We start from the raw sequence: 24,635 nt of genomic DNA on the forward strand, positions 1-24,635 counted from the left end.
GCGCACGTTAATGTCGGTTTGGTGATAGCGCGATTTGCATGCAATTGTTAAAAAGGGAGCCTTCTTGAAGTTACCTCCACGAAAGGACCTCGCACATGCCTGCTACGTTTACCAAGAGTGCCCTGCTGCTCGCCCTGATGATGGGCCTTGGCCACGCACAGGCTGCAAACCCTGTCAGCCCGGTTGAACTGGCGACGAAAGACGGCATTCCCCACCCCGCCGTGATCGCCCACCGGGGTGCGTCCTTCGATGCCCCCGAATCCACCGCCGCTGCCTACAAGGTCGCCCGCGACCTGGGTGCCGACTACCTGGAACTGGATCTGCAACGCAGCAAGGATGGCGTGCTGTTCGCCCTGCATGACAACAACCTGCAACGCACCACCGATGTCGCCACCAAGTTCCCGGAGCGCAAGGACAGCCCGGCCAACGAGTTCACCTGGAAAGAGCTGCAAACCCTCGATGCTGGCAGTTGGTTCAACGCCGCCTATCCGGATCGTGCGCGCCCGGGTTTTGTCGGTTTGAAAATCCTCAGCCTGGACGACATCATCAAGATCGCCGAAGGCAACCCCCAGCACAAACCCGGCCTGTACATCGAGACCAAAGAGCCCAAGCAGTTTCCCGGCATCGAAGCCGACCTCAAAGACAAGCTGCAGGACAAGGGCTGGCTGAGTGCTGCCGGCTCCAAACTGGGCAAGAGCAACACCGGTGTGGGCCAGGGCAAAGGCCGCGTCATCCTGCAAACCTTCGAGGTTGCCAGCCTCAAAGAGCTACAAAAGGAAATGCCCAACACCCCGAAAATCCTGTTGCTGTGGGTCGGTGAAGGCAGCATCGAGCCCAAGTCCAAGGTGACCTTCGCCGAATCCGGCGAACCGACCAAGGCGGCCTACTATGCCAAGCAGGAACCCAAGGACGCTGCCGAATTCGAGAAGTGGGTCGATGAAGCCAAGAGCCTCGGCGCCATCGGTACTGGTCCATCGGCCCAATTGACCGACCTGGGTGACCAGAGCTATTCGGACCTGGTGAAACCCGAGATGAACCAGTTGACCCACGACAAAGGCCTGCTGGTACACGTCTATACCGTCGATGAACCGGTGGACTTCAAGAAAGTCATGGACGCTGGCGTCGATGGCATCTTCACCAACCGTGCCGCCGAACTGCTGAAGTTCTACAAGCGCTGGCCGTCTTCCAGCGTGCAGGATCTGCTGCAGGACAACGGTTACTGAGTGACAAACGAGTGGTCGGGCCAACTGTGGCTGGGCCGTGACTACGGCCTGATCCTCGGTGAGACGGGGCGCACTGCGCCCCATGCCCATTACGCCCATCAATTTATCCTGTCCTCGGATAGCCCCGTCACGGTCAGCCTTGATGGGCATCTGCACACGGCTTGTCGCCTGTTCATCCCCTCCCGTCAAAGCCATGCCATCGTCCACACCCAGGGCAACGTGTTGATGGCATATGTGGAACCCGGCGCGTTTGACGCCCAGGTGTTGCAACACGCCCTGGACGCAGCCGACTTCGGCCTTGAAAGCTTCGAACAGACTCTGCGGCGACTGCCACGTCGCCGCGCTGACGATGCGCGGGTGCAACGCGCCCTGCTCACCCTCGATCAACAATTGAGCGGCAAGGTCTCGGCGCAATCACTGGCACAGGCGGCGCATCTGTCCTTGAGCCAGTTGGAGCGCCTGTTCGTCAGCCAGCTCGGCGTGCCGGTGCGGCGCCTGGTGATGTGGCGACGCTTGCGCATGGCCCTGGACCTGGCCCTGAACGGCCACACGTTGACCGAAGCCGCCCATGGCGCGGGTTTTGCCGACTCGGCGCACTTTTCCCGCACCATGAAGCAACTGTTTGGCGTGACCGCCGGGGCCTCGTTGCGCCATCTCCAGGTACACCTGCTCCCCCTGTAGGAGCGAGCTTGCTCGCGAAGAACTCGAGAGCACCGCATCAAACCAGACAGCTCACGCCTACATTTGGAGAGTGCTTGGGACAGGCGGCTCTTTACTCAACTGGATGGCCGTAAAGGGGTCACGCAACTGCCCAAGATAATCCACCGGGAAATCCGGACGGCTGCCGATGCCCAGGTCGCCCTCACCCATTCGATAGTCCTCGGTGTAAAACGCAGTCCCCAACAGCCAATCCCACAGGTTGAAAAACAAACCGAAATTCACATCTCCCGCCCGGCCGTATTTCATATGGTGAAAGCGGTGCACCGGCGCCCAGGCAAATACCCAGCGCAACGGCCCCAGGCGCATAGCGACATTGGAATGTTGCAACAACAGTTGGATCGCAATGGCCAATGCCAACAACATCGCCACGTCCACGGGAATCCCCAGCAGGATCAGCGGCAGCAGGCCCGCCGTTGCTTCCAGCATCTGGTGCAACGGGTGCTTCATCAAGCCATTGAAACCATAGAGCCGCTGCACGCTGTGATGCACGGCATGCAAACGCCAGAGAGCGGCGATGCGATGACTGGCGTAATGCATCAGCGTGATGCCCGCATCGGCAATCACGATCGCCAACAGCAACTGCGCCCACAGCGGCCAGGTGCGTGGCCAGGCTCCATCGATCGCCAGCCACGCCGTCAGCAGCGGCAGCACCAACAAGCCCAGGGCATTCAGGCTTTCATTGACCAACGCATGGAAGATATCCCGGCGTCGGTCCCCCAAGGGGCGATTCCATTGCGGCTCGTAAGGCAGCCACAGCTCTGTAATAAACGACACGCCGATGGCCACGGCAAACACCGCCAGCAACCAGTGGGGCTCTCCTTTCGCGACCAGCCAAAGCCCCCCGCCAATAAATCCCGCCCAGAACACGGGCGCATACAGCCAAGCCATTATCTGTTTCATGTGTGCCTCCTGAAGTTGAGACACCAGCATGAAATTTCCCGACGCGGGCCGATTGAACAAACAACGCAAACGTCCTACACAATTAAGGGTGAATTAAGTTGCGCGGGTTAACCTGATCCCACTTAAACAGCTCACCCCAAAGGACGCCACCATGAAAAACCTGACCGCTCTGTTCGCTGCTGCTGCCCTGACCCTGACTGCTGGTTTGGCCCAGGCTGATGTTCGCCCGGACCAGATTCCAAGCCTGCTGCAATCGGGCGCGGTGAAGCCTTTCGAACAGCTCAACGCTGCCGCCGTAGCCCTGCACGCCGGCGCTTCCATCAATGACACCGAGCTGGATAACGAAGCCGGCCGCCTGGTCTACGAAGTTGACCTGACCGACACCACCGGCAAGAAGTGGGACGTGAAGCTCGACGCCAAGACCGGTGCAGTGCTGGAAAACAAGCAAGACACTTGAGTCGTACGATGAACAAAGCCGTGCCGCCTTCGGGCCGCGCGGCTTTTTTGTACCCGCTTCCAAACCGTCACAAAACTGTCAAACCGCCTTGCAATGATTGCGCGACGCGAACCTGTGAAATGTCCTACAGGCGCTTTCCTCTGCGAGCCACCATGAACCACAGCATCGACCACGGCCATCAGGACTCCGACCTGTTTGGCCTGCTTTATGGTTTCCGCTTCAAACCCGGTGAAAAAGCCGAACAAATCGACTCAGCTACTGTGCTCAAGGCCCTGCAACAACCGGCTGATCCCGATGAGTTCCTGTGGCTGCACTTGAACCTGGCCCACGCGGCCTGCCAACGCTGGATGCAGGCCCACCTGGAACTGCCGGAAGAATTCTTCGAGGCACTGCACGAAGGCTCGCGCTCGACCCGCATCGAACATGTGGACTCAGCCTTGCTGGCGGTGGTCAACGACGTGGTGTTCAATTTCAGCAGCATGGTCTCCTCGGATATTTCCACCTTGTGGGTCTGTGCCCGTAGCCGCCTGTTGGTCAGCGCGCGCCTGCAACCGCTGCACTCGGTGGACAAGCTGCGTTCTTCGGTGAAAGCCGGCGAACACTTTCGCTCGCCCCTGGAGTTACTCGTGCATCTGTTGCGCGATCAAGGCGAGGTGCTGACGCAGATCGTGCGCAAGACCAGCCAGAGCGTGGACCAGATCGAAGACCAGTTACTGTCCTCGCGCCTGTCCACCAACCGCGCAGAACTGGGCGCCATGCGCCGGGTGCTGGTGCGCCTGCAACGCCTGCTGGCACTGGAGCCGGGCTCGCTGCTGCGCCTGCTCAACCGCCCGCCGCAGTGGCTGCAAAAGGAAGACGTGAAAGAGTTGCGCAAGTCCACCGAGGAGTTTGCGCTGATCATCAACGACCTCACGGCCCTGGGCGAACGGATCAAGTTGTTGCAGGAAGAAATCGCCGCCAACCTCAACGAACAAAGCAACCGCACGCTGTTTACCCTGACGGTGGTGACGGTGCTGGCACTGCCGATCAATATCATCGCCGGTTTTTTTGGCATGAACGTCGGGGGGGTGCCACTCTCCCAGGATCCCGAGGGGTTCTGGATCCTGGTGGCGTTGGTGGCGACGTTTACTGTGATTGCCGGCAGATGGGCGTTTCGCAAGCGCCGGGATTACTGACATTGCAATGCAATCAACCTGTGGGAGCGGCGGTGTTTTTTGGACCGGCGGCGAGCGGAATGCGCCAAACACTGATTTGACGCAGCATCTCTGTAACATTCTGCAACGATCATGGGAAACATCCTCCTCACACTGGATGCTCCGGCATGGCCACCCCTTCCCTGACTGCCTCTCCCCAGGCTGGCGCCACTGACACAAAACCGCAATTGGACAAAAAACCCGGCCTGCTCACGGTGATCGTGTTCTTTGCCGTGCTCGCCATGGGCCTGTTGTTCACCGCCTACAGCCTGATGCACGACATGCATGAACTGGGCACGGTGGTCACCACCTGGACACCGTTCCTGCTGCTGGGCGTGGCGTTGCTGATTGCCTTGGGTTTCGAGTTCGTCAACGGCTTCCACGACACCGCCAACGCGGTGGCGACGGTGATCTACACCAACTCGCTGCCGCCGCATTTCGCCGTGGTCTGGTCGGGGTTCTTCAACTTCCTCGGGGTGCTGCTGTCCAGTGGCGCGGTGGCCTTTGCCATCATCGCCTTGCTGCCGGTTGAGTTGATCCTGCAGGTCGGTTCTTCCGCCGGTTTTGCAATGATCTTCGCCCTGCTGATTGCAGCGATTCTGTGGAACCTGGGCACGTGGTGGCTGGGGTTGCCGGCGTCGTCTTCCCATACGCTGATCGGCTCGATCATCGGGGTTGGCGTGGCCAATGCCCTGATGCATGGCCGTGACGGCACCAGCGGCGTGGACTGGGCCCAGGCGATCAAGATCGGCTATGCGTTGTTACTGTCGCCACTGATCGGCTTCGGCTTTGCGGCCCTGTTGTTGCTGGCGCTGCGGGCCTTTGTGAAAAACCGTTCGCTGTACAAGGCGCCCGTAGGCAACACGCCGCCGCCCTGGTGGATTCGCGGCATGTTGATCGTGACCTGCACCGGTGTGTCGTTTGCCCACGGTTCCAATGACGGCCAGAAGGGCATGGGCCTGATCATGCTGATCCTGGTCGGCACCCTGCCGATGGCCTATGCCTTGAACCGCACCATGCCGGCCGACCAGTCATTGCAGTTCGCCGCGGTGGCCGAAGTCACCCAGCAAGCCCTGGTAAAAAGCGCACCGCAGCCAGCACCTGCCGACCCGCGCCCCGTGTTGTCGACGTATGTGCGCACCAAGGAAACCACCCCGGAGTTGATCCCCGCGCTGGCCGCCCTCACTGGCCGTATCGGTGAACAAGTGAAGGGCTACGGCTCACTGGCCAAGGTGCCTGCCGAGGCCATGGGCAACGTGCGTAATGACATGTACCTGACCAGCGAAACCATTCGCCTGATGGACAAGGGCAAGGTCGGCAACTTCGACGCTGACACCCAGGGCAAGCTGCAACTGTTCAAGCAACAGATCGACAATGCGACGCGCTTTATCCCGCTGTGGGTGAAGATCGCCGTGGCCATCGCCCTGGGCCTGGGCACCATGGTCGGTTGGAAGCGCATTGTGGTGACCGTCGGCGAGAAAATCGGCAAGACCCACCTGACCTACGCCCAGGGCGCCTCGGCCGAAACCGTAGCCATGCTGACCATTGGCGCCGCCGATATGTTTGGGTTGCCAGTATCCACCACCCACGTGCTGTCGTCAGGCGTGGCCGGGACCATGGTTGCCAATGGCGGTGGCTTGCAGATGAAGACCATCCGCAACTTGCTGATGGCCTGGGTGCTGACGTTGCCGGCGGCGATTGTGTTGTCAGGTAGCTTGTACTGGCTGTTCACTCAACTTTTCTAAAGCACCGCAGAACAAAAAATGTGGGAGCGGGCTTGCTCGCGAAAGCAGTGTGTCAGTTATAGATAAGTCGACTGATCCACCGCTTTCGCGAGCAAGCCCGCTCCCACATTTGGATGGTGCGATGGCTTAACTGGCGAACAACCCGGCCATCGCCTTGAGCCGCTTCTTGTACACCCGCCGCGCCTCCAGCGCTTCTTCCAATGTCACCGCGACAAACCCCGCGCGCTGGTTGGGCTGCATCTGCCCGATCAGGTCCAGGTCGGCGCTGATCACCGTGCCGATCATCGCGTAGCCGCCACCCGATACGGCATCACGGTGCAGCACAATCGGTTCCAGGCCGGCCGGCACCTGGATCGAGCCGATGGGGTAACAACTGTCGACGATGTTCGACGGATCGGAGCCCGCGCCAAATGGTTGCTCCCGGGGCTGGAAGCTCAAGGCACTGCCGCCCTTGAAGCGGTAGCCGATCCGGTCGGCTTCGGAACCGACTGTCCAGGGCTCGGCGAAAAAACTGCTTTTGGCAGCAGCCGTCAGTCGCTCGTAATACAGCCCCGGCACCACCCGCAGCGTCACATCACCGCCCACCGAACGGCGCAGGGCCATCGGCAAACTATTACCGGCACGGCCCTCGCCGCGAGTCTCACCGATGGGCAACACATCGCCCTCCTGCAAGCGCCGCCCGTGAAAACCGCCCAGCGCACCCAGGGTATAAGTGGAGCGACTGCCCAGCACCAGCGGCACGTCGATCCCACCGGCCACCGCCAGGTAAGTCCGCGCACCGGCCACGGGAAACTCAAAACGCAGCACCTGCCCAGCGCGCACCTGGAACGCCGTGTCCTGGTGCACCACCTCGCCGTCCAGGCGCGGTGACATCAGCGCACCGCTCAGCGCCACCAACGCATCCTGTTGAAATTCCAGCTGCGGGCCGATCAGCGTGCATTCCAACCCCGCCGCACCCGCCGGGTTGCCCACCAGGTGGTTGGCCGCACTCAGGGCGTACTGGTCCAGGGCGCCGGACGGCGGGATTCCCAAGTGGTAATACCCTTCGCGCCCCAGGTCCTGCACAGAGGTCGCCAGGCCAGGCTTGAGCACCTTGATCATACGAGCGCCTCCTGCAGGGTTTTCGGGTAACCGACCGGGTCGGCAAAAAAGGCGTCCAGGGAAAATTCCACCGGGCGAATGCGCAAATCGAAACGCCCGGCCTCAACCTCGGCCACCGCCAGGTCGTAGGCATCACGGTCGATGGGTTTGAACTGCACGATATCGCCGGGGCGGAAGAACACCATGTGTTCCTTGAGGTAAGCCAACTGCTGCTGCGGGTCGTAGATCGGCGCCGGGGTAACGCCAAACATCTGGTAGCCCCCGGCACCGCGTACCGAATAAATGCAGCCGAAACAACCGCCATGGCCGAGGGTCAGCTTCGGCGTGTCGGTGCGCGGGCGCAGGTATTTGGGCACCTGCAACTGCCGTTCGCGCTCGACCATTTGGAACATGAACGGCAGGCCGGCGACAAAGCCGACCATCGACACAAACCACGGCGCGCCACTATGGGCCGCGATAAACGCCTCGACATCCGCCAGGCCATTGACCCGCGCGGCGTACTCCAGGTCAGTGCCGGTCGGGTCCTGGTGACGGTCGCGAAAACGCATCAGGGTTTCATGGGTCCAGGGATCGTTGTACAACACCGGGATCTCAATGATCCGGGTGTGCAAGGTACGCTCGGCCACCGCCTGGGCCTCGGCGCTTTGTACCGCGTCGAGCAGCACATGCGGGGCAATCAGGTCCGGGTCGAAGCGGATCTGGAACGAGGCGTTGGCCAGGCAGATATCCAGCACGCCGGGCAGCTCCAGGCGTTGCACCGCACGGGTGACGGCCATGCCCTTGAAGAACGCCTCCAGGGACATGCTTTCACTGACTTCGGCGAACAAATGTTCATCGGCGCCAAAGCTGTAGCGAATCGGGGATGTTTCAGCCATGTCTGTTCCTCTTGGAATCATTGTAGAAAGGCAGGCAAAAATCATGCAGGCCCGGTGTCTGGGCACCGGTGTCGTTTAACCGGGTTTGCGCACTGCGATCCCCGCCTGATCCAACGCGTTGCGAGTGACCTCCACCAGGTCGAGGGCGCCCGGTGTGTCGCTGTGCAGGCAGATGGAATCGAATTCGATAAACAGGTCCTCGCCTTCGACGGTGCGCACCAGGCCGGTCTGGCAGGCCCGCAAGACACGCGCCGCCACCGTCGCCGGGTCCAGGGCCCGCACATTACGGGTAAACACGATGGAGCCGGACAGGTCGTACTCACGGTCGGCGTAAAACTCGCGCACCACCGGTTGCCCCAGTTCCTGGGCGATACGCCAGATCACCGAGTTGGGCATGCAATACAGCAACAGTTCAGGTTCCAGGCGCTGCAGGTTTTCCACCAGCAGGCGCGCGGCTTCTTCATCCCGCGCCAGGTGCATGTACAGCGCACCGTGGGGCTTGATGTGCTGCAAGCTCACGCCCTGCACCCGCGCCAATTCGCGCAGGGCGCCGAGTTGGTAGAGCATGTCATCCACCAGTTCCTGGGCCGGGGCGTTGATGTGGCGACGGCCGAAACCCACCAGGTCGCGAAAGCCCGGGTGGGCACCGATAGCCACGCCCAACTGCTTGGCGCGCTCGATGGTGCGGCGCATGGTGCCGGGGTCGCCGGCATGAAAACCGGTGGCCACGTTGGCCGAGCTGATAAACGCCATCAGCTCGTTATCCACACCGTCGCCGATGGTCCAGGGGCCGAAGCTTTCACCCATGTCCGAGTTGAAATCCACTGTCTGCATCGGGGCCTGCTCCGCAAGAGTTCGTGCCAGCGAAAATAGGCTGGCCCTTGACCCCTTGGGAAGATCTATTATCAGATAGGCTTTCTTCTGAAAATCAGATACCCCTACGAGAAAACTGCATGTCGCTGACCCTGCGCCAGGTTCGCTACTTTGTCGCCACCGCCGAAATCGGCCAGATTTCCCAGGCGGCGATTCACCTGAACATCTCCCAGTCGGCGGTGACCACCGCGATCAAGGAGCTGGAAGCCATGCTCGGTGCCCAGCTGTTTGTGCGCTCGGCCCAGGGCATGAGCCTGACCGATGCCGGCCGGCATTTTCTCAACCGCGCCTATGTGATCGTGCGCAGTGTCGACGATGCATTGAACAGTCCGCTGCCGGACTACCGTGCCAGCGGCGTGCTGCGGATCGCGGCCAGTTACACGGTGCTCGGTTACTTCCTGCCGCACCACCTGCAACGCATGGAGCACTGGCACCCGGATGTGAACATCGAGGTCTTCGAGCAGGAGCGCCAGGCCATCGAACAAGGGCTGTTGGATGGCCAGTTCGATATGGCGGTGGTGCTTACCGCCAACCTCACCCACCCGGATATCGTTTCGCAGATCCTGTTCAATTCCGAACGGCGCCTGTGGCTGCCCAGCCACCACCCGCTGTGCGAGCGGCGTGCGGTAAGCCTGGCCGATGTGGCCCGCGAGCCGTATATCCTGTTGACCGTGGATGAGGCCGAGCAAAGTGCCATGCGCTACTGGGAACAGGCCGGGCAGAAGCCCAGGGTGCGGCTGCGCACCAGTTCGGTGGAGGCGGTGCGCAGCATGGTGGCCAATGGCAGCGGCGTAGCGATCCTGTCTGACCTGGTGCACCGCCCCTGGTCCCTGGAAGGCAAGCGCATCGAGACCCTGAGCGTGACCGACAAAGTCGCGCCCATGAGTGTCGGCCTGGCCTGGCACCGCGAGCGCGCCTTCACCCCGGCGATGCAGGCGTTTCGCGACTACTTCCACGACGCCTTCCTCGCCCCGCAGCAGCTATCGACACGTCGTTAAAGCTGAGCCGTCAGGGTGGCCGCCAACCAGTCCATCAGCACCCGTACCCGTAGCGGCAGGTGACGCTGGCCGGCATACAGCATCGACACGTCCAGCGCGGGCGCGGGATAGTCGGGGAGCACGGCCACCAGCTCGCCCCTGTCGAGTAATTCGCGCATGCCCAGCCCCGGCACCTGAATGATCCCGAAACCGGCGAGGCACGCCGACTGGTACGCGTCCGTGCTGTTGACCGTGACCCGCCCGGCCATGGCAATGCGCTGCACCTTGTTGCCCTGTTCATACTCAAAGCCCGACGAACGCGCGCCCAGCGGGCGCACGTAGTGCACCAGTTGATGTACGGCCAGGTCGGCCAGGGTCTTGGGTTCGCCGTAGCGTTGCAGGTAGCCGGGACTGACGCAGTTGATCATCGGCATGCTGCACAACAGCCGCGCCACCACCGACTGGTCCGGCTGCGCACCCACGCGCAAGACACAATCGAAGCCTTCGGCCAGCAGGTCGACCTGACGGTCGGAGCCGCTGATTTCCAGCTCGATCAACGGGTGCCGATCCATGAACTCCGGCAGGCGCGGCACGATCACTTTGCGTGCCATGGCATTGGGCATGTCGATACGAATCCGTCCGCTCAATTGCGCCTCATCCTGGCGAAACAACCCTTCCAACTCTTCCATATTGGCCAGCAGATCCTTGCTGCGTTCATACAGCACACGCCCATCCTGGGTGGCCTGGACCTTGCGCGTGGTGCGCTGCAACAAGCGCGTGCCCAGCAGGTCTTCCAGGGCGCGCACCTGCTCGGACACTGTGGAGCGCGGCAGCCCCAGGCTATCGCCGGCCTGGGTGAAACTCGACAGTTCGGTAACGCGGACAAAGGTGCGCAACAGGTCCAGCTTGTTCATGGTGGTGGTCCGTGATTGTTCGACTGATCCGACCAGTGATTCCGGATCAACCCTGTTTATCACGTAATGGCCGCACAAATACACTCTGTCCCACGTTCACTCACTTGCTCCGAGGACTTGACCATGACCCGTAAAATCGCACTGATCACTGGCGCCAGCCGCGGCCTGGGCAAAAGCACCGCCCTGCACCTGGCCGCGCAAGGCATCGACATCATCGGCACCTACTACAGCAAGGCTGACGAAGCCCAGGCAGTGGTCGCGCAGATTGAACAACTGGGTGGCCGCGCCGCCATGCTGCAACTGGATGTGAGTAAAAGCGCGACCTTCGACGGTTTCATCGGCGAAATCGGCCGCACGCTGAAGGACGTTTTCGCACAGGAGCAGTTCGACTTCCTGATCAACAATGCCGGTGTCGGCACCCATGCAAGCTTTGTCGAAACCAGCGAAGAACAGTTCGACCAAATGGTCGCGATCCACCTCAAGGGCCCGTTCTTCCTGACCCAGAAGCTGCTGCCACTGATCGTCGATGGCGGGCGCATCATCAATATCTCCAGTGGCCTGGCGCGTTTCAGCCTGCCAGGTTATGCCGCCTACGCCTCAATGAAAGGCGCGGTGGAAGTGCTGACCCGCTACCAGGCCAAGGAATTGGGCGCCCGTGGGATCAGCGTCAACACCCTGGCCCCTGGCGCCATCGAGACTGACTTCGGCGGCGGTGCCGTGCGCGACAATGCCGACATCAATGCCTTTGTCGCCGGCAACACGGCGCTGGGTCGGGTCGGCTTGCCGGACGACATTGGCGGGGCGATTTCGACCTTGCTGGCTGACGGCAGCAAATGGATCAATGGCCAACGTATCGAAGCATCGGGCGGGATGTTCGTCTGACCCTCACGCTTGCTCTGGCGCACGTTGCGGCAGGAATTTGTCCCGCAGCACGTCGTAGCCCCAGTGGTACACGTAGGTGTACGGCAGGAAAAACAGCAGCACACCGATATCAAGGATAAACGCCTGCATCAGGCTGATATTCAGCCACGCAGCAATCAGCGGCACGGCAAACAGAATCAGCCCGCCCTCAAACAGCAAGGCGTGCAGCACGCGGGTCTTGCCGCTATTGGCCAGTTGCAGGCGCGCCTTGAGGCGGTCAAACAGGCTGTTGAAGATGATGTTCCAGGTCAGCGCCAGCAGGCTGATGGCCAGGGTGACCGCGCCCATTTCCAGGGCTGGCCGGCCGGTGATCCAGACCAGCAACGGGGTACAGATCAACAAGGCCAGGCCCTCAAAACCGATGGCCTGGAAAACGCGTTCAGTGATGGACTTGGTGATGGTCATGACTCGTGCTCTGTGGGTGTCGAGGGTTGCCATAATCCCTCCCTGACCCGATACTTCATAATCAATAACCATCGATCAAGGCGATAGATGATGGCGTCTCATGAAGTGTTGCAAGCGTTTGTCCAGGCGGCGACCCAAGGCTCGTTTTCGGCGGCGGCACGCAAGCTGGGCAAGAGCCAATCCACCATCAGCGCGGCGGTGGCCAGCCTTGAGATTGACCTGGACGTGGTGCTGTTCGACCGCAGCAGCCGCAAGCCGAGCCTGACGCCGGCCGGGCATGTATTGCTGCAACGGGCCGAGCAGGTGCTGGAAGCCAGCAGCCGCCTGGAGCTTGCCGCCAGCCAGTTGTCCCAGGGGCTGGAGCCCAAGCTCAGTATCGCCATGTCCGACACTTATCAGTCGGGACGCTTTGAAACGGTGCTCAGCGCCCTTGAGCAACGTTATCCGGACCTGGAGCTGGAGTGGTTGATTGCCGAGTGTGAAGACCTCATGGCCCTGGTACAAAGCGGGCGGGCGCAGCTCGCGTTTATCGAGGCGCAGGAGGTTTACCCGCCAGACCTGACCCACGCCACCGTCGAAGAACGCGCGCAACTGGCACTGTTTGTTTCGCCGCTGCATGCACTGGCCAACCTCGATGGCATCGACCGGCAAACCCTGCAACAACACCGGGAACTGCGCCTGGCAAGCATCATCAACCCCAATGAAAACCGGCTGACGGGCCGGGTCTGGTCCGCTCCCAGCTTTTTGATGTTGATGGAAATGGCCATCCTCGGTTTTGGCTGGGCGCCGCTGCCGCGCTGGCTGGTGGAGCGTTTTGCCAATGGCCAGTTGGTGGAGCTCAAGGCTCGCGGCTGGCCGCGCTCGGTGGCGGTGGATGCATTGTGGTCGAGGCAACATCCGCCGGGGCCAGCGGGGAGCTGGCTGCTGGAAAGGATGCTCGAATAACGACAACCCAGGCTGGCATTCATGTAGGAGCGAGCTTGCTCGCGAAAAACTTGAGCACGCCGCGTTTACCCTGCAAACACGGGTTATCGTTGACGCCAGACGCGAGCACGCTCCGGTTTTTATCCTGAAAGTTCTGCCAGGCGACGCTCGATAAAGCGTTTTTCCGGGGCCTGCTGGGTCAGGCCCAGCGCTTTTTCATAGGCTTGGCGTGCCTCTTTCATACGACCCAGTTGCCGACAAAACTCCCCGCGCGCCGAATGCGCCAGGTGGTAATCCAGCAACTCGCCCCGTGCCAGAATCCCTTCCACTTGCTGCAACCCAGCCAACGGTCCATCACGCATGGACAGGGCGACCGCACGGTTGAGTTCGATCACAGGCGAAGGCACAAGCCTTTGCAACACATCGTAAAGCCCGACAATCTGCACCCAGTCGGTATCGGCAGCAGTCGTCGCTTCGGCATGTACCGCGGCAATCGCCGCTTGCAGGCAATACGGGCCAAAACGCCGCGTGGCCAGGGCCTGTTCCACCAGGGCACAGCCTTCGGTTATCAAGGCCGCGTCCCACAATGCACGGTCCTGCTCAGCCAACAGCACCAATTCACCGGCTGGCGAAGTGCGAGCCGGGCGTCGTGATTCATGGAGCAGCATCAACGCCAGCAGGCCCATGACCTCCGGCTCCGGCAGCAATTCCAGCAACAGGCGGCCCAGGCGGATGGCTTCGCGGGTTAATTCCTCACGGGTCAGATCGGCGCCCATGGAGGCTGAATATCCTTCGTTGAACACCAGGTAAATCACACGTAAAACGCTGTCCAGACGTTCGGGCAACTCCGCCAGCGATGGCACCTGATAGGGGATCTTCGCTTCGCGGATCTTGCCCTTGGCCCGCACGATACGCTGGGCAATGGTGGCCGGTGTGGCAAGAAACGCCCGGGCGATTTCTTCGGTGGTCAGGTCACAGATCTCACGCAAGGTCAGCGGTACCTGCGCATCCGCCGCCAGGGCCGGGTGGCAGCAGGTGAAAATCAGGCGCAGGCGGTCGTCTTCCACGTCTTCGTCACTCCACTCAACCGCCTCCAGCGCCTCGGCCTGCTCCTGCAACAACGGGGTGAACCGGGCCTGGCGGCGCAAACGGTCGATGGCCTTGAAGCGCCCGGTCGACACCAGCCATGCCCGGGGATTATCCGGCACACCGTCCTGCTGCCAGCGCTCGACCGCGACGAAGAACGCCTCATGCAGGGCTTCTTCGGCGAGGTCGAAATCCCCCAGCAGGCGAATCAGGGTCGCCAGGATGCGCCGCGACTCGCTGCGGTAGACCGCCTCGACCTGGGTCTTGACGGTCAATCGGGCATGCCCTGAGTCACCAGCGTCACCAGCCGGTCCAGGCTTTCGCCCCAGCCCTGATGAAAGCCCATGGCTTCGTGGGCCTGCTTGTCGGCTTCGCTCCAGTGCATGGCGCGGGCGGTGTAGCGGGTCTTGCCGCCAACGTCCTCGAAGGTCACCTCGGCGCTCATGAAAGGCTTGCCCGAGGGAATCCAGCCAGGCAGGAACGCATCGGTAAACACCAGGCGGCGCGGTGCGTCGATCTCCAGGAAGACGCCCTGGGTCGGGTACTCGCTGCCGTCCGGCGCACGCATCAGGGTGCGAAACAGACCACCGACCCACAGGTTCATTTCGCACACAGGCGTAGTCATGCCATGTGGGCCCCACCATTGTTGCAACAGCGCAGGTTCGGTCCAGGCACGGAATACCCGGCTGGGTGGCGCGTCGATTACGCGGCTGATGGACAGTTCGAATTGCGCGGGTTGAGTGTTCATGGATCAACCTCCTTGAGTCTTATGATTGTTGGGTTCAGAGATTCAATTCACGCACGGGGCGTACTTCCACACTGCCGACCCGTGCCGCCGGAATGCCACCGGCCACTTGCAGCGCCTCATTCAAGTCCTTGGCGTCGATCAGGTAGAAACCGGCAAGCTGCTCCTTGGTTTCGGCAAACGGCCCGTCGGTGATCGACAGCTTGCCGTTGCGCACCCGCACCGTGGTGGCGCTCGTCACCGACTCCAGCGCCTGGGCGGCAAGCATCCGGCCACTGGCCTGCACCGCTTCGGCGTAGGCATGGCACTCAGTGTCCTCGGGGCTGTCAGGCTGGCTGTGCAACAGACGTTCGTCGCTGTAGACCAGGCATAGGTATTTCATGGGATTCTCCGTTTTCGGACTATCAACTATGGCTGCAGATTGGCGTTTTGCCGGTTTTCCCGACGATCAGGGTTGCAGGTCGAACAAGGCCGTCCCGCTTTGCATGTCGAAGGGGGCCGACCAATGCTCATGCACCACTTGCCATTGACCGTTGATCCGTTGATAACCGGCAGTGACCCGCATCCAGCAAACCTTCTCCACACCATCGGGCCCGGTGCCGCCACAACGGGCCAGCCAGTGGGCGAAGGCGCTGTCGGCAGCCGCGACGATATTCATTTGGTGAAACTCGAAAATACCTCCACCGGGGCACATCTCCATGCAGGCCTGCCAGTGCGCCTTGTAGGCCTTGCGGCCCTTGAATTGCAGGGCCGTCACCGCGTCAAAGGCAACAATGTCCTGCGCATAAAAACTGACGATTTTGTCGACATCCTTGGCGGTCACGGCTTGTTTCCACTGTTCAATCAAGGTGCTGATTTCGCTGTTCACTTGGGTATTCATACCAATGCTCCTTTCAGGGAAAAATCACGGAATACGCCTTTAGTCGGTTGGGCATCCCGTCAATCGACAAGCCTAGGAAAAAAATTTGCGACTGGGGCAAAGCCGCTAGAATTTGCGACTTCCCTGTAAGACTTTGGATATCTGTTCGATGGAAACCCGCCTCGTGCCCTATGAGACGTTGACTGCTACGCAACAACAGCAACTCAGCGCCCTCGAAGTCCATCCCGAGCAACTGCCCTGGTGCGGCGATATCTATTGCGCGCTGAACAGCCTGCTGGTCAATCCCAGCCCCGGCATCAAGGGCTTTGCCCTGCTGGCTGACGAGATTCCCGTGGCCTTCCTGCTGCTCAAGCGCCCGCCTTGCCTGCCCCACTGGGCCGATGAACACAGCGCCACGCTGCATGCGCTGCAAGTCGATCACCGCCATCAGGGCCGGGGGCTGGGCAAGGCGTGCCTGCAGGCGCTGCCCATTGCGGCACGCCTGGTGTGGCCGCAGATCAAGGCGTTGGAGCTGTCGGTGGACAGCGCAAATGTAGCGGCGATGGGCCTGTATTTACACATGGGATGGATCGATAGCGGAGAAGGGTATAAGGCGCGGATTGCCTATGAGCGGCGGTTGGCGTTAGTGTTTTGAGCCCGGACAAGGAGCCTCCCATGCTGACCACTCTCGAACAACTCGAAACCCTCTACGGCAAACCCCACGAACGCGCCGTGCACAAGGAAATTGCGTTTCTCAATGAGGATTACCAGGCAATGGTGAAAGCCTCACCGCTGGTGATTGTCAGCTCCTCAGGCGCCGATGGCCTCGACGGCTCGCCTCGCGGCGATGTGCCGGGGTTTGTGCGGATCATTGATGAGCGCACCTTGGCGATCCCGGACCGGCCAGGCAACAATCGGCTCGACACCCTGCGTAACCTGGTGCTGGATCCACGGATTGCGCTGCTGTTCATCATTCCGGGAATCGGAGAAACGCTACGGGTCAACGGGCGGGCGCAGATTTCCATCGAGCCTGGGTTGCTGGAGAGCTTTGCGGTGCATGGCAAACCAGCGCGGTCGGTGATTCTGGTGCAGGTAGAAGCCGCGTATTTCCACTGCTCGAAAGCCTTTGTGCGCTCCGATTGCTGGAACCCCGACAAGCATCTGGAGCGCTCGGCGCTGCCGTCCGCTGGGGCCATTCACAAGCGGTTGAATGATGGGCAATTTGATGCCGAGGCATATGACCGGGAAATGCCGGAGAGGGTCAAAAACAGTCTCTACTGAACGACCACCTGCCCATGCAGAACCTCTGTTGTCTACTGTCAGCTTTCACAGCTATACAGGTTTTCCCCATAAGCTTTTACTGATCTACCAAGGTTGTCGCTCAAGGATTGCACGGAGCAGGAATGGGAACTCTCAACTTCCCCCATGGAGCGTGGCCATGAGTATTCCGTCGAACAGCAGTCAGATAAATACCGCAGGAGGCCCAGATCTTTCCTTCGGTAACTCAACCCCTAAAAACGGTACGGTTATCGCCCAACTATCAGGGGGGCTCTCGCGCGCACTCAGTGATGGCTCAACCATTACTGCAGGCGTAGCGTATGCCGAAAATAAAAGATTCATTGTCGTAACCAAACATACTCCTGCTGGAGAACTGGATTCCGACTTCGGGGTTTGGTACACAGCCACTACCGACTTCGTCACCCTCGTTCATCTGACCATTCAACCCAATGGAAAGCCCCTGTTATTGGCTGCGTTGGGCAACGAGCAAACCGCATTTATTACGCGTTTCAATGCACATAACGGCGAAGTAGATCAATCGTTTGGCATCAATGGAACAAGAGAACTAGGCAAAGTAATCAGCACTGGCCTCCTTCCCAGAGGTGGATTAGCGGTGCAAACCGATAACAATATCGTTTCTGTATTCCACAACGGTACCGACAGTTTTATCTATCAACTCAGCAGTAGCGGCGAGTTGATCAATTTTGGACGTCTCGACCCGATCAAGGCACCGAATACCCATCTCAACATATTACTGATCACCAACAGCGGTTTTGTCATTGCCGGTTCCAGCGCCAGGAAAGCACACATGGTGGGACTTTTGCACGATGGTCAATTGGACTCCAGTTTCGGTAGCCAGGGAGTCGTCGAACTGCCGTTTTCCAACAATGAAAACAAACAGATCTCAGCGCTGTCGAAGGGGCCAAATGGTCAAATAGCGGTCGCCGGAGGCAGTTACTACATCCCGCCGGAAATGAACTTCGTCGCCAGTTTACTTGCCAATGGCCAAACCAATCCGCAGTTTCATGGAGGAAAACCGCTGGAAAGCAGCACTGATGAGGAGTCCTATACCGGTGTCGTGACTCAGACCGATGGGAAAATTGTTGCTTTGGCGCGTACCCCGACCGGCAATCTGGTCACACTGATCAGGCACACCTTGGCCGGTCAGTTGGATCCCGAGTTCGGCAACCAAGGCGTCGCAGAGGCGTGGCGGGATCCGCAAGGACGACCCGAGCGGTCCTTTATCGACACACTGGAGTTGGCACAACCGGGTGAAAAACTGCAAAGCAGCGGCATTATGAGCACTGCACGCGCGTCCTTTATTGGGCGACTGCTCAGTCAGTAACGCTACCGGCTGAGCTGCCAATGCAGCTCAGCCACGTTGCATCAAAGCTTCTCGACGGGCAGCCAGACTTCCACAGTGCCAGTGCCTTTCTCAACATCAAAGTCGGCGCTGTATCGCTCGATGTCCGGCCCTGCGACCTTGTACCCCGAAGTCGGCAACCACTCGAACATGATCCGCTCATAGGTCTGGGTCAGCGCGTACACCGGCCCGTAGTGCGCAAAGACCGCATAACGACTGGCCGGCACTTCAATGCATTCAAAGTTGCCCGGCACATCGCTCTTGGCCGGCACTTCAACCCCGGCGATGTAATCAAACTCTTCCTGCGTGGCGTTGTAGCAAACGCCGTAGGTCACGCCGCCAATGCGCTTTTTGATGTCCTTGATGCAGGTGTCGAACAACTCCCACAGCTTCGGGATATCCCCCAGCGTCGCCTTGCCGTAATGACCGCCGACCCCAGCGATCACCATGGCCTTGCCCTCTTCCATGCGGGGTTCCAAGGGTAGCGTTGCCTGTTGGTTCATCTGCACAATCTCCATGGGTGAGTGACCAAAACCATACCGAGTATAGGGGCATACGCGCGTCATACTCCAGACAGAAAATTTTCCGACAGCATCTGGACAATTGCCCTTCACCCGCCGTATTGTCCGCCCCGCAGGCCACCGCAGTGGCCGACGTCGCTCGGACGGTTCCGGGCGCTTACGTACTCCGAGGCAACAATGGCAGACCAAGGTTCGCCGCGCCGCTTTGCGCGCATAGATCGACTCCCCCCTTACGTGTTCAATATCACTGCCGAGCTGAAGATGGCTGCGCGTCGGCGCGGCGAAGACATCATCGACTTGAGCATGGGTAACCCTGACGGCCCGACTCCACCGCATATCGTGGAGAAACTGGTGACCGTCGCCCAGCGCGAAGACACCCACGGCTACTCCACCTCCAAAGGCATCCCACGTCTGCGCCGCGCTATTTCGCGCTGGTACAAGGACCGTTATGAGGTGGATATCGACCCGGAAACCGAAGCCATCGTGACCATCGGTTCCAAGGAAGGCCTGGCACACCTGATGCTGGCCACCCTGGACCAGGGCGACACCGTGCTGGTGCCCAACCCCAGCTACCCGATTCACATCTACGGTGCCGTGATTGCCGGCGCCCAGGTGCGCTCGGTGCCGCTGATTCCCGGCGTGGACTTCTTCGCCGAGTTGGAGCGGGCGATTCGCGGCTCGATCCCCAAGCCGAAGATGATGATCCTCGGCTTCCCGTCCAACCCCACCGCACAGTGCGTGGAGCTGGATTTCTTCGAGCGGGTGATTGCCCTGGCCAAGCAGTACGACGTACTGGTGATCCACGACCTGGCCTACGCCGATATCGTCTACGACGGCTGGAAAGCCCCGTCGATCATGCAAGTACCGGGCGCCAAGGACATTGCGGTGGAGTTCTTCACCCTGTCCAAGAGCTACAACATGGCCGGCTGGCGTATTGGCTTCATGGTCGGCAACCCGGAACTGGTCAACGCCCTGGCACGCATCAAGAGTTACCACGACTACGGCACCTTCACCCCGCTGCAAGTGGCGGCCATTGCCGCGCTGGAAGGCGACCAACAATGTGTGAAGGACATCGCCGAGCAATACCGCCAGCGCCGTAACGTGCTGGTCAAGGGCCTGCATGAATTGGGCTGGATGGTGGAGAACCCGAAGGCATCGATGTATGTCTGGGCGAAGATCCCCGAGGCGTATGCCGCCATGGGCTCGCTGGAGTTTGCCAAGAAATTGCTGCTGGAAGCCAAGGTGTGCGTGTCGCCGGGGATTGGCTTTGGCGAGTATGGCGATGACCATGTGCGCTTTGCCCTGATCGAGAACCAGGACCGGATTCGCCAGGCGGTGCGCGGGATTCGGGGCATGTTCCGGGCTGATGGCCTGGTCACCAAAGCCTGATGCCCAACCAACTGTAGAAACCCAATCAATGTGGGAGCTGGCTTGCCTGCGATAGCATCACCTCGGTGTGTCAGACATACCGAGGTGATGCTATCGCAGGCAAGCCAGCTCCCACAGGGTTACACCACCAACGACAGCAACATGATGAAGCCCAGTGCCACGATGGACAGGATGGTCTCCATCGCCGTCCACGTCTTGAACGTCTCGGCCACGGTCATGTTGAAGTACTGCTTCACCAGCCAGAACCCTGCGTCGTTAACGTGGGACAGAATCAACGACCCCGCCCCCGTCGCCAGCACCAGCAACTCCAGGTTGACCCCCGGCACCATCCCCACCACCGGCACCACAATGCCCGCGCCCGTAATGGTGGCCACAGTCGCCGAACCCGTGGCGATACGAATCACCGCCGCCACCAGCCAGGCCAGCAGGAGCGGGTTGATCTGCGCCGTCACCGCCATATGGCCGATCACATCACCCACACCGCTGGTCACCAGCATCTGCTTGAAACCACCGCCGGCGCCGATGATCAGGATGATCGCGGCAGTGGGCGCAAGGCTAGCGTCGAGCAGCTTGAGGATCTGCTTGGAGTGGATGCCCTGGCGATGGCCAAAGGTGTACAGCGACAACAGCAAGGCCAGGAGCAAGGCGCTGATCGGGTGGCCGATCATGTCCATCCAGTTGCGCACCGCATTGCCTTCGGCAAAGGCGATGTCAGCAAAGGTCTTGAGCAGCATCAGGAACACCGGCAGCAGCACGGTAATCAGGGTGATGCTGAAGCTCGGCAGGTTTTTCGAGTCGGTCTCGCGGGCCAGTTGGTCCACCAACTCCTGGGACGGGTTGCCCGGGATGTGCTTGGCAATGAACGTACCAAAGATCGGCCCGGCAATGATGGCGGTCGGCAAGGCAACGATCAGGCCGTAGAGAATGGTCTTGCCAATGTCTGCGCCAAACACGCCGATGGCCAGCAACGGTCCCGGGTGCGGCGGCACCAGGCCGTGGACCGCCGACAGGCCGGCGAGCAGCGGAATGCCGATCTTGATCAGCGACACGCCAGTGCGGCGCGCGACGATAAACACCAGCGGGATCAGCAGCACAAAGCCGATCTCGAAGAACAGCGGAATGCCCACCAGGAACGCGGCGAACATCATTGCCCACTGCACCTTGTCCTTGCCAAAGGCACGGATCAGGGTTTGTGCGATCTGATCGGCACCGCCGGATTCGGCCATCATCTTGCCGAGCATCGTACCCAGCGCCAGGATAATCCCGACAAAACCGAGCACCCCGCCGAAGCCGTCCTGGAACGCCTTGATGATCTTTTCCACGGGCATGCCCGAGGTCAGGCCGAGAAAGCCTGCAGCGATGATCAGGGCAATAAAGGGGTGAACCTTGAACCGGGTGATCAACACGATCAACCCGATGATGGTGACTACTGCATCGAGCAGCAGGTAGGACTCGTGGGACATTCCAAACATGGGGTCTCTCCTGTTTGTTGTTGTTATTAAAGCGGGTGTTGAGTTTTGTGCCGCCGGATAGCGCTATCTTTCGGGCAAAAAATCATCGGGAAGGCTCAAAGCCATGGGTCAGCCACCAGGCATGGGTCTGCTCGGCCAAGGCCTCGATGCTGTCTTCACTGGCATTGAGGGCCAGGGTCAGCGGTTCGCCGATGGGCGATTCGAGGGTGGCGAACTGGCTGTCAATCAGGCTGGCCGGCATGAAATGACCAGGGCGATGGGACACGCGGTCGGCGGCCACCTCGCGGGTCAGTTCCAGGAAGACAAACCCCAGGCCCGGCGCGGCTTCGCGCAGGTGATCGCGGTATTTTTTCTTCAGCGCCGAACAGGTCAGCACGGGATGCTCGCCGGCCTTGAGCGCACGACGCAGCTCATCGCAGAGGATATCGAGCCAGCCGGCACGGTCGTCGTCGTTGAGAGGATGGCCAGCACTCATCTTTTCGATGTTGGCGGCCGGGTGAAAGCTGTCGCCTTCAATGGCGGTGGCGCCGTTCAACAGGCACAGGGCCTCGCTGACACTGGACTTGCCACAGCCGGAAACACCCATGATGACCAGGGCAGTAACAGGTTGACTCATGAAACACCTCAGGACGCAGACAGCGCTACCTTTGCACGCCTTAAGGCTAGTGCAAAAACAGGCTTTTCCCGCGCCTAATTGTCATTTTTATGGAGTGACGCGTGCATCCGCTCCAACCGTTTGAGCAAGGATCAGGCAACCCTTTGCGCAAGTATTTGCAGGCCTTTGGAGACAGCGCTACCTTAGTGCCTCGATTTTTGTTTGGCAAGCCGCCTGATGACCTCCAAGAACGATAAAAATACCCGCACGACGGGTCGCCCTACCCTGAACGAAGTTGCCCGCCTGGCGGGCGTCAGTCCGATCACGGCCTCCCGGGCCTTGCGCGGGATCAGCACCGTGGCCCCCGACCTGGTGGAAAAGGTGCAGAAAGCCGCCGCCGAACTGAGCTACGTGGTCAACCCTGCCGCCCGCGCCCTGGCCTCTGCACAGAGCCAGTCGGTGGTGGTGCTGGTGCCCTCACTGTCCAACTTGCTGTTTATTGAAACCCTGGAAGCCATTCATCAGGTTTTGCGGCCCAAGGGCTTCGAAGTACTGATCGGCAACACTCACTATTCCCGGGACGAAGAAGAAAACCTGTTGCGCAACTACATGGCCTATCAGCCACGGGGCTTGCTGCTGACCGGCTTTGACCGCACCGAAAGCGCCCGACGCCTGGTGGAATCGAGCAATGTGCCGTGCGTGTACATGATGGACCTGGACCCCGCGGCCGGCGTTAACTGCGTTGGCTTCTCGCAGATCAGTGCCGGCGAAACCGCGGCGGCGCACCTGATTTCCCGGGGGCGCAAGCGCCTGGCCTATGTGGGTGCACAACTGGACCAACGCACCTTGTTGCGCGGTGAAGGTTTCCGTCGCGGGCTGCAACAGGCTGGGCTGTATGACCCGGCGCTGGAGTTGCTGACACCGCGCCCTTCTTCAGTCGGCCTGGGTGGCGAGTTGTTCCTGCAACTGCTGGCCAGTCATCCGGATGTGGACGCGATCTTCTTCGGCAACGACGACCTGGCCCATGGCGCCTTGCTCGAAGCCTTGCGCCATGGGATCAAGGTTCCGCAGCAAGTGGCGGTCCTGGGCTTCAACGACCTGCCCGCCTCCAGCTTCATGGTGCCGCGCCTGAGCAGCATCAGCACCCCGCGCGAAGCCATTGGCCGACGCGCGGCGGAACATTTGCTGACGGTGATGGCAGGCAACAAGATCGCCAGGCCGGTGGTGGATATGGGGTTTGAGTTGAAGGTGCGTGAGAGCACCTAGGCCGATCAACTGAAGGGATTCACACACGGTCAAAATGTGGGAGCGGGCTTGCTCGCGAATGCGGTGTGTCAGGCAATACATCTGGCACTGGTACACCGCATTCGCGAGCAAGCCCGCTCCCACACTTAACCCTATCGCTGTCCTTGCGCGTCCCTGCTAAATTACCCAACTCACATTTTGCCAGGGAAGCACCATGGGACACGCGCTGAAGATCTTGGGTCGCACTTCGTCCATCAACGCACGAAAAGTCCTGTGGACCTGCCAGGAACTAGGCATCGCCTACGACCGGGAAGACTGGGGCATCGGCTTCACCCCCACCCAATCCCCCGAGTTCCTGGCCTTGAACCCCAACGCCCAGGTGCCAGTAATCATCGACAACAACGGCGTGCTGTGGGAGTCCAACACCATCTGCCGTTATCTGGTGGGCCTGTATCAACGTCATGACTTGCTGCCTGCCGCACCTGCGCCACGCGCGAGGGTTGAGCAATGGATGGACTGGCAAGCCACCGAACTCAATCCCTCCTGGGGCTATGCCTTCCACGCTCTGGTGCGCAAGAACCCGGACTTCCAGGACCCGCAGCGCATTGCCGCCGGCGTGCGCGGCTGGAACGACAAGATGGGATTGCTGGAGCAGCGGTTGATCGATACCGGCGCCTATGTGGCCGGTGACGACTTCACCCTCGCTGACATTCTGATTGGCCTGTCAGTACACCGCTGGTGGATGACGCCCATGGAGCGCCCTTCCTACCCGGCTGTGGACGTTTACTACGCTCTACTCAGCCAGCGTCCAGGCTTCCAGGCGTTTGCCCTCGACGGGCACAACTAAGGATTCA

The 24,635-nt window shown here is 60.5% G+C and carries 27 protein-coding genes; 14 read left to right on the forward strand and 13 right to left on the reverse strand.

Annotated elements, in window-relative coordinates:
- Positions 1 to 95 precede the first annotated feature (95 nt).
- Positions 96 to 1,223: a glycerophosphodiester phosphodiesterase gene (locus KL786_RS07340; protein ID WP_032862603.1), complete on the forward strand. Its 1,128-nt coding sequence runs from the start codon at positions 96 to 98 to the stop codon at positions 1,221 to 1,223.
- Entirely contained in the window at positions 1,224 to 1,904 is a 681-nt protein-coding gene (locus tag KL786_RS07345) for a helix-turn-helix transcriptional regulator (protein WP_215517185.1), read from the forward strand.
- Positions 1,905 to 1,961: 57 nt separating this feature from the next.
- On the opposite strand, the gene KL786_RS07350 is transcribed toward KL786_RS07345, so the two are convergent.
- On the reverse strand, positions 1,962 to 2,843 hold the full coding sequence (locus KL786_RS07350) for a sterol desaturase family protein (protein ID WP_215517186.1): 882 nt from the start codon (positions 2,841 to 2,843) through the stop codon (positions 1,962 to 1,964).
- A gap of 151 nt (positions 2,844 to 2,994) precedes the next feature.
- Here KL786_RS07350 and KL786_RS07355 point away from each other — a divergent pair, with 151 nt between their 5' ends.
- The 3 genes from KL786_RS07355 to KL786_RS07365 all read left to right on the forward strand — a co-directional run bounded on the left by KL786_RS07355 (position 2,995) and on the right by KL786_RS07365 (position 6,238).
- Positions 2,995 to 3,300, forward strand: coding sequence for a PepSY domain-containing protein (locus tag KL786_RS07355; RefSeq protein WP_215517187.1), 306 nt, complete (start codon positions 2,995 to 2,997; stop codon positions 3,298 to 3,300).
- Positions 3,301 to 3,452: 152 nt separating this feature from the next.
- Positions 3,453 to 4,475, forward strand: coding sequence for a transporter (locus KL786_RS07360; RefSeq protein ID WP_215517188.1), 1,023 nt, complete (start codon positions 3,453 to 3,455; stop codon positions 4,473 to 4,475).
- A gap of 146 nt (positions 4,476 to 4,621) precedes the next feature.
- Entirely contained in the window at positions 4,622 to 6,238 is a 1,617-nt protein-coding gene (locus KL786_RS07365; RefSeq protein ID WP_215517189.1) for an inorganic phosphate transporter, read from the forward strand.
- A gap of 126 nt (positions 6,239 to 6,364) precedes the next feature.
- Here the strand turns inward: KL786_RS07365 and KL786_RS07370 are convergent, their stop codons facing one another.
- The 3 genes from KL786_RS07370 to KL786_RS07380 all read right to left on the reverse strand — a co-directional run bounded on the left by KL786_RS07370 (position 6,365) and on the right by KL786_RS07380 (position 9,048).
- The gene (locus KL786_RS07370; protein WP_032862597.1) at positions 6,365 to 7,339 is read right to left on the reverse strand and encodes a 5-oxoprolinase subunit C family protein; all 975 of its coding nucleotides are present in this window, start codon (positions 7,337 to 7,339) and stop codon (positions 6,365 to 6,367) included.
- Positions 7,336 to 8,214, reverse strand: a complete 879-nt coding sequence (locus tag KL786_RS07375; RefSeq protein WP_154841444.1) for a 5-oxoprolinase subunit B family protein — start codon at positions 8,212 to 8,214, stop codon at positions 7,336 to 7,338. The genes KL786_RS07370 and KL786_RS07375 overlap by 4 nt, the downstream gene beginning before the upstream one ends.
- Before the next feature lie 75 nt (positions 8,215 to 8,289).
- A complete protein-coding gene (locus KL786_RS07380) occupies positions 8,290 to 9,048 on the reverse strand; it encodes a 5-oxoprolinase subunit PxpA (RefSeq protein ID WP_215517190.1) in 759 nt (252 codons plus the stop codon).
- A gap of 119 nt (positions 9,049 to 9,167) precedes the next feature.
- Between KL786_RS07380 and KL786_RS07385 the strand changes: the two genes are divergently transcribed.
- Complete coding sequence (locus KL786_RS07385; RefSeq protein WP_215517191.1) at positions 9,168 to 10,085, forward strand: LysR family transcriptional regulator; 918 nt, start codon at positions 9,168 to 9,170, stop codon at positions 10,083 to 10,085.
- Here KL786_RS07385 and KL786_RS07390 read toward each other — a convergent pair.
- Complete coding sequence (locus tag KL786_RS07390; protein WP_215517192.1) at positions 10,082 to 10,978, reverse strand: LysR family transcriptional regulator; 897 nt, start codon at positions 10,976 to 10,978, stop codon at positions 10,082 to 10,084. The two genes, KL786_RS07385 and KL786_RS07390, sit on opposite strands and share 4 nt — an antisense overlap.
- 123 nt (positions 10,979 to 11,101) lie before the next feature.
- On the opposite strand from KL786_RS07390, the gene KL786_RS07395 reads away from it, so the two are divergent.
- Complete coding sequence (locus KL786_RS07395; RefSeq protein WP_215517193.1) at positions 11,102 to 11,860, forward strand: SDR family NAD(P)-dependent oxidoreductase; 759 nt, start codon at positions 11,102 to 11,104, stop codon at positions 11,858 to 11,860.
- A gap of 3 nt (positions 11,861 to 11,863) precedes the next feature.
- Here the strand turns inward: KL786_RS07395 and KL786_RS07400 are convergent, their stop codons facing one another.
- A complete protein-coding gene (locus tag KL786_RS07400; RefSeq protein WP_215517276.1) occupies positions 11,864 to 12,304 on the reverse strand; it encodes a multidrug/biocide efflux PACE transporter in 441 nt (146 codons plus the stop codon).
- A gap of 90 nt (positions 12,305 to 12,394) precedes the next feature.
- On the opposite strand from KL786_RS07400, the gene KL786_RS07405 reads away from it, so the two are divergent.
- Positions 12,395 to 13,249 (forward strand): LysR family transcriptional regulator, encoded by an 855-nt coding sequence (locus tag KL786_RS07405; protein ID WP_032862590.1) that lies wholly within the window; start codon positions 12,395 to 12,397, stop codon positions 13,247 to 13,249.
- A 119-nt stretch (positions 13,250 to 13,368) separates the two neighbouring features.
- Here the strand turns inward: KL786_RS07405 and KL786_RS07410 are convergent, their stop codons facing one another.
- The 4 genes from KL786_RS07410 to KL786_RS07425 all read right to left on the reverse strand — a co-directional run bounded on the left by KL786_RS07410 (position 13,369) and on the right by KL786_RS07425 (position 15,939).
- Complete coding sequence (locus KL786_RS07410; RefSeq protein ID WP_215517194.1) at positions 13,369 to 14,589, reverse strand: RNA polymerase sigma factor; 1,221 nt, start codon at positions 14,587 to 14,589, stop codon at positions 13,369 to 13,371.
- Positions 14,586 to 15,062: an SRPBCC family protein gene (locus KL786_RS07415; protein ID WP_032862588.1), complete on the reverse strand. Its 477-nt coding sequence runs from the start codon at positions 15,060 to 15,062 to the stop codon at positions 14,586 to 14,588. Before KL786_RS07415 ends, KL786_RS07410 begins: the two co-directional genes overlap by 4 nt.
- Before the next feature lie 34 nt (positions 15,063 to 15,096).
- Complete coding sequence (locus KL786_RS07420; RefSeq protein ID WP_215517195.1) at positions 15,097 to 15,441, reverse strand: YciI family protein; 345 nt, start codon at positions 15,439 to 15,441, stop codon at positions 15,097 to 15,099.
- Positions 15,442 to 15,507: 66 nt separating this feature from the next.
- Positions 15,508 to 15,939, reverse strand: coding sequence for a YybH family protein (locus KL786_RS07425; protein WP_252193636.1), 432 nt, complete (start codon positions 15,937 to 15,939; stop codon positions 15,508 to 15,510).
- 148 nt (positions 15,940 to 16,087) lie between these two features.
- Between KL786_RS07425 and KL786_RS07430 the strand changes: the two genes are divergently transcribed.
- The 3 genes from KL786_RS07430 (at position 16,088) to KL786_RS07440 (ending at position 18,541) form a co-directional block, all read left to right on the forward strand.
- The gene (locus tag KL786_RS07430) at positions 16,088 to 16,573 is read left to right on the forward strand and encodes a GNAT family N-acetyltransferase (RefSeq protein WP_215517196.1); all 486 of its coding nucleotides are present in this window, start codon (positions 16,088 to 16,090) and stop codon (positions 16,571 to 16,573) included.
- A 20-nt stretch (positions 16,574 to 16,593) separates the two neighbouring features.
- Positions 16,594 to 17,199, forward strand: coding sequence for a pyridoxamine 5'-phosphate oxidase family protein (locus KL786_RS07435; protein WP_215517197.1), 606 nt, complete (start codon positions 16,594 to 16,596; stop codon positions 17,197 to 17,199).
- A gap of 157 nt (positions 17,200 to 17,356) precedes the next feature.
- Entirely contained in the window at positions 17,357 to 18,541 is a 1,185-nt protein-coding gene (locus tag KL786_RS07440) for a hypothetical protein (RefSeq protein WP_215517198.1), read from the forward strand.
- Between the two features lie 41 nt (positions 18,542 to 18,582).
- Here the strand turns inward: KL786_RS07440 and KL786_RS07445 are convergent, their stop codons facing one another.
- The gene (locus KL786_RS07445; protein ID WP_215517199.1) at positions 18,583 to 19,062 is read right to left on the reverse strand and encodes a GyrI-like domain-containing protein; all 480 of its coding nucleotides are present in this window, start codon (positions 19,060 to 19,062) and stop codon (positions 18,583 to 18,585) included.
- A gap of 195 nt (positions 19,063 to 19,257) precedes the next feature.
- Here KL786_RS07445 and alaC point away from each other — a divergent pair, with 195 nt between their 5' ends.
- Positions 19,258 to 20,469 (forward strand): alanine transaminase, encoded by a 1,212-nt coding sequence (gene alaC, locus KL786_RS07450; RefSeq protein WP_032862580.1) that lies wholly within the window; start codon positions 19,258 to 19,260, stop codon positions 20,467 to 20,469.
- A 119-nt stretch (positions 20,470 to 20,588) separates the two neighbouring features.
- On the opposite strand, the gene KL786_RS07455 is transcribed toward alaC, so the two are convergent.
- On the reverse strand, positions 20,589 to 21,941 hold the full coding sequence (locus tag KL786_RS07455) for a GntP family permease (protein ID WP_065944032.1): 1,353 nt from the start codon (positions 21,939 to 21,941) through the stop codon (positions 20,589 to 20,591).
- 82 nt (positions 21,942 to 22,023) lie between these two features.
- On the reverse strand, positions 22,024 to 22,557 hold the full coding sequence (locus KL786_RS07460; RefSeq protein ID WP_032862578.1) for a gluconokinase: 534 nt from the start codon (positions 22,555 to 22,557) through the stop codon (positions 22,024 to 22,026).
- A gap of 213 nt (positions 22,558 to 22,770) precedes the next feature.
- Between KL786_RS07460 and gntR the strand changes: the two genes are divergently transcribed.
- A complete protein-coding gene (gene gntR, locus KL786_RS07465; protein ID WP_215517278.1) occupies positions 22,771 to 23,802 on the forward strand; it encodes an HTH-type transcriptional regulator GntR in 1,032 nt (343 codons plus the stop codon).
- 193 nt (positions 23,803 to 23,995) lie between these two features.
- Positions 23,996 to 24,628, forward strand: coding sequence for a glutathione S-transferase family protein (locus KL786_RS07470; protein ID WP_215517200.1), 633 nt, complete (start codon positions 23,996 to 23,998; stop codon positions 24,626 to 24,628).
- Positions 24,629 to 24,635 lie beyond the last annotated feature (7 nt).

The sequence above is a fragment of the Pseudomonas sp. TAE6080 genome (assembly GCF_018732265.1).
Lineage (GTDB): Bacteria > Pseudomonadota > Gammaproteobacteria > Pseudomonadales > Pseudomonadaceae > Aquipseudomonas > Aquipseudomonas brenneri.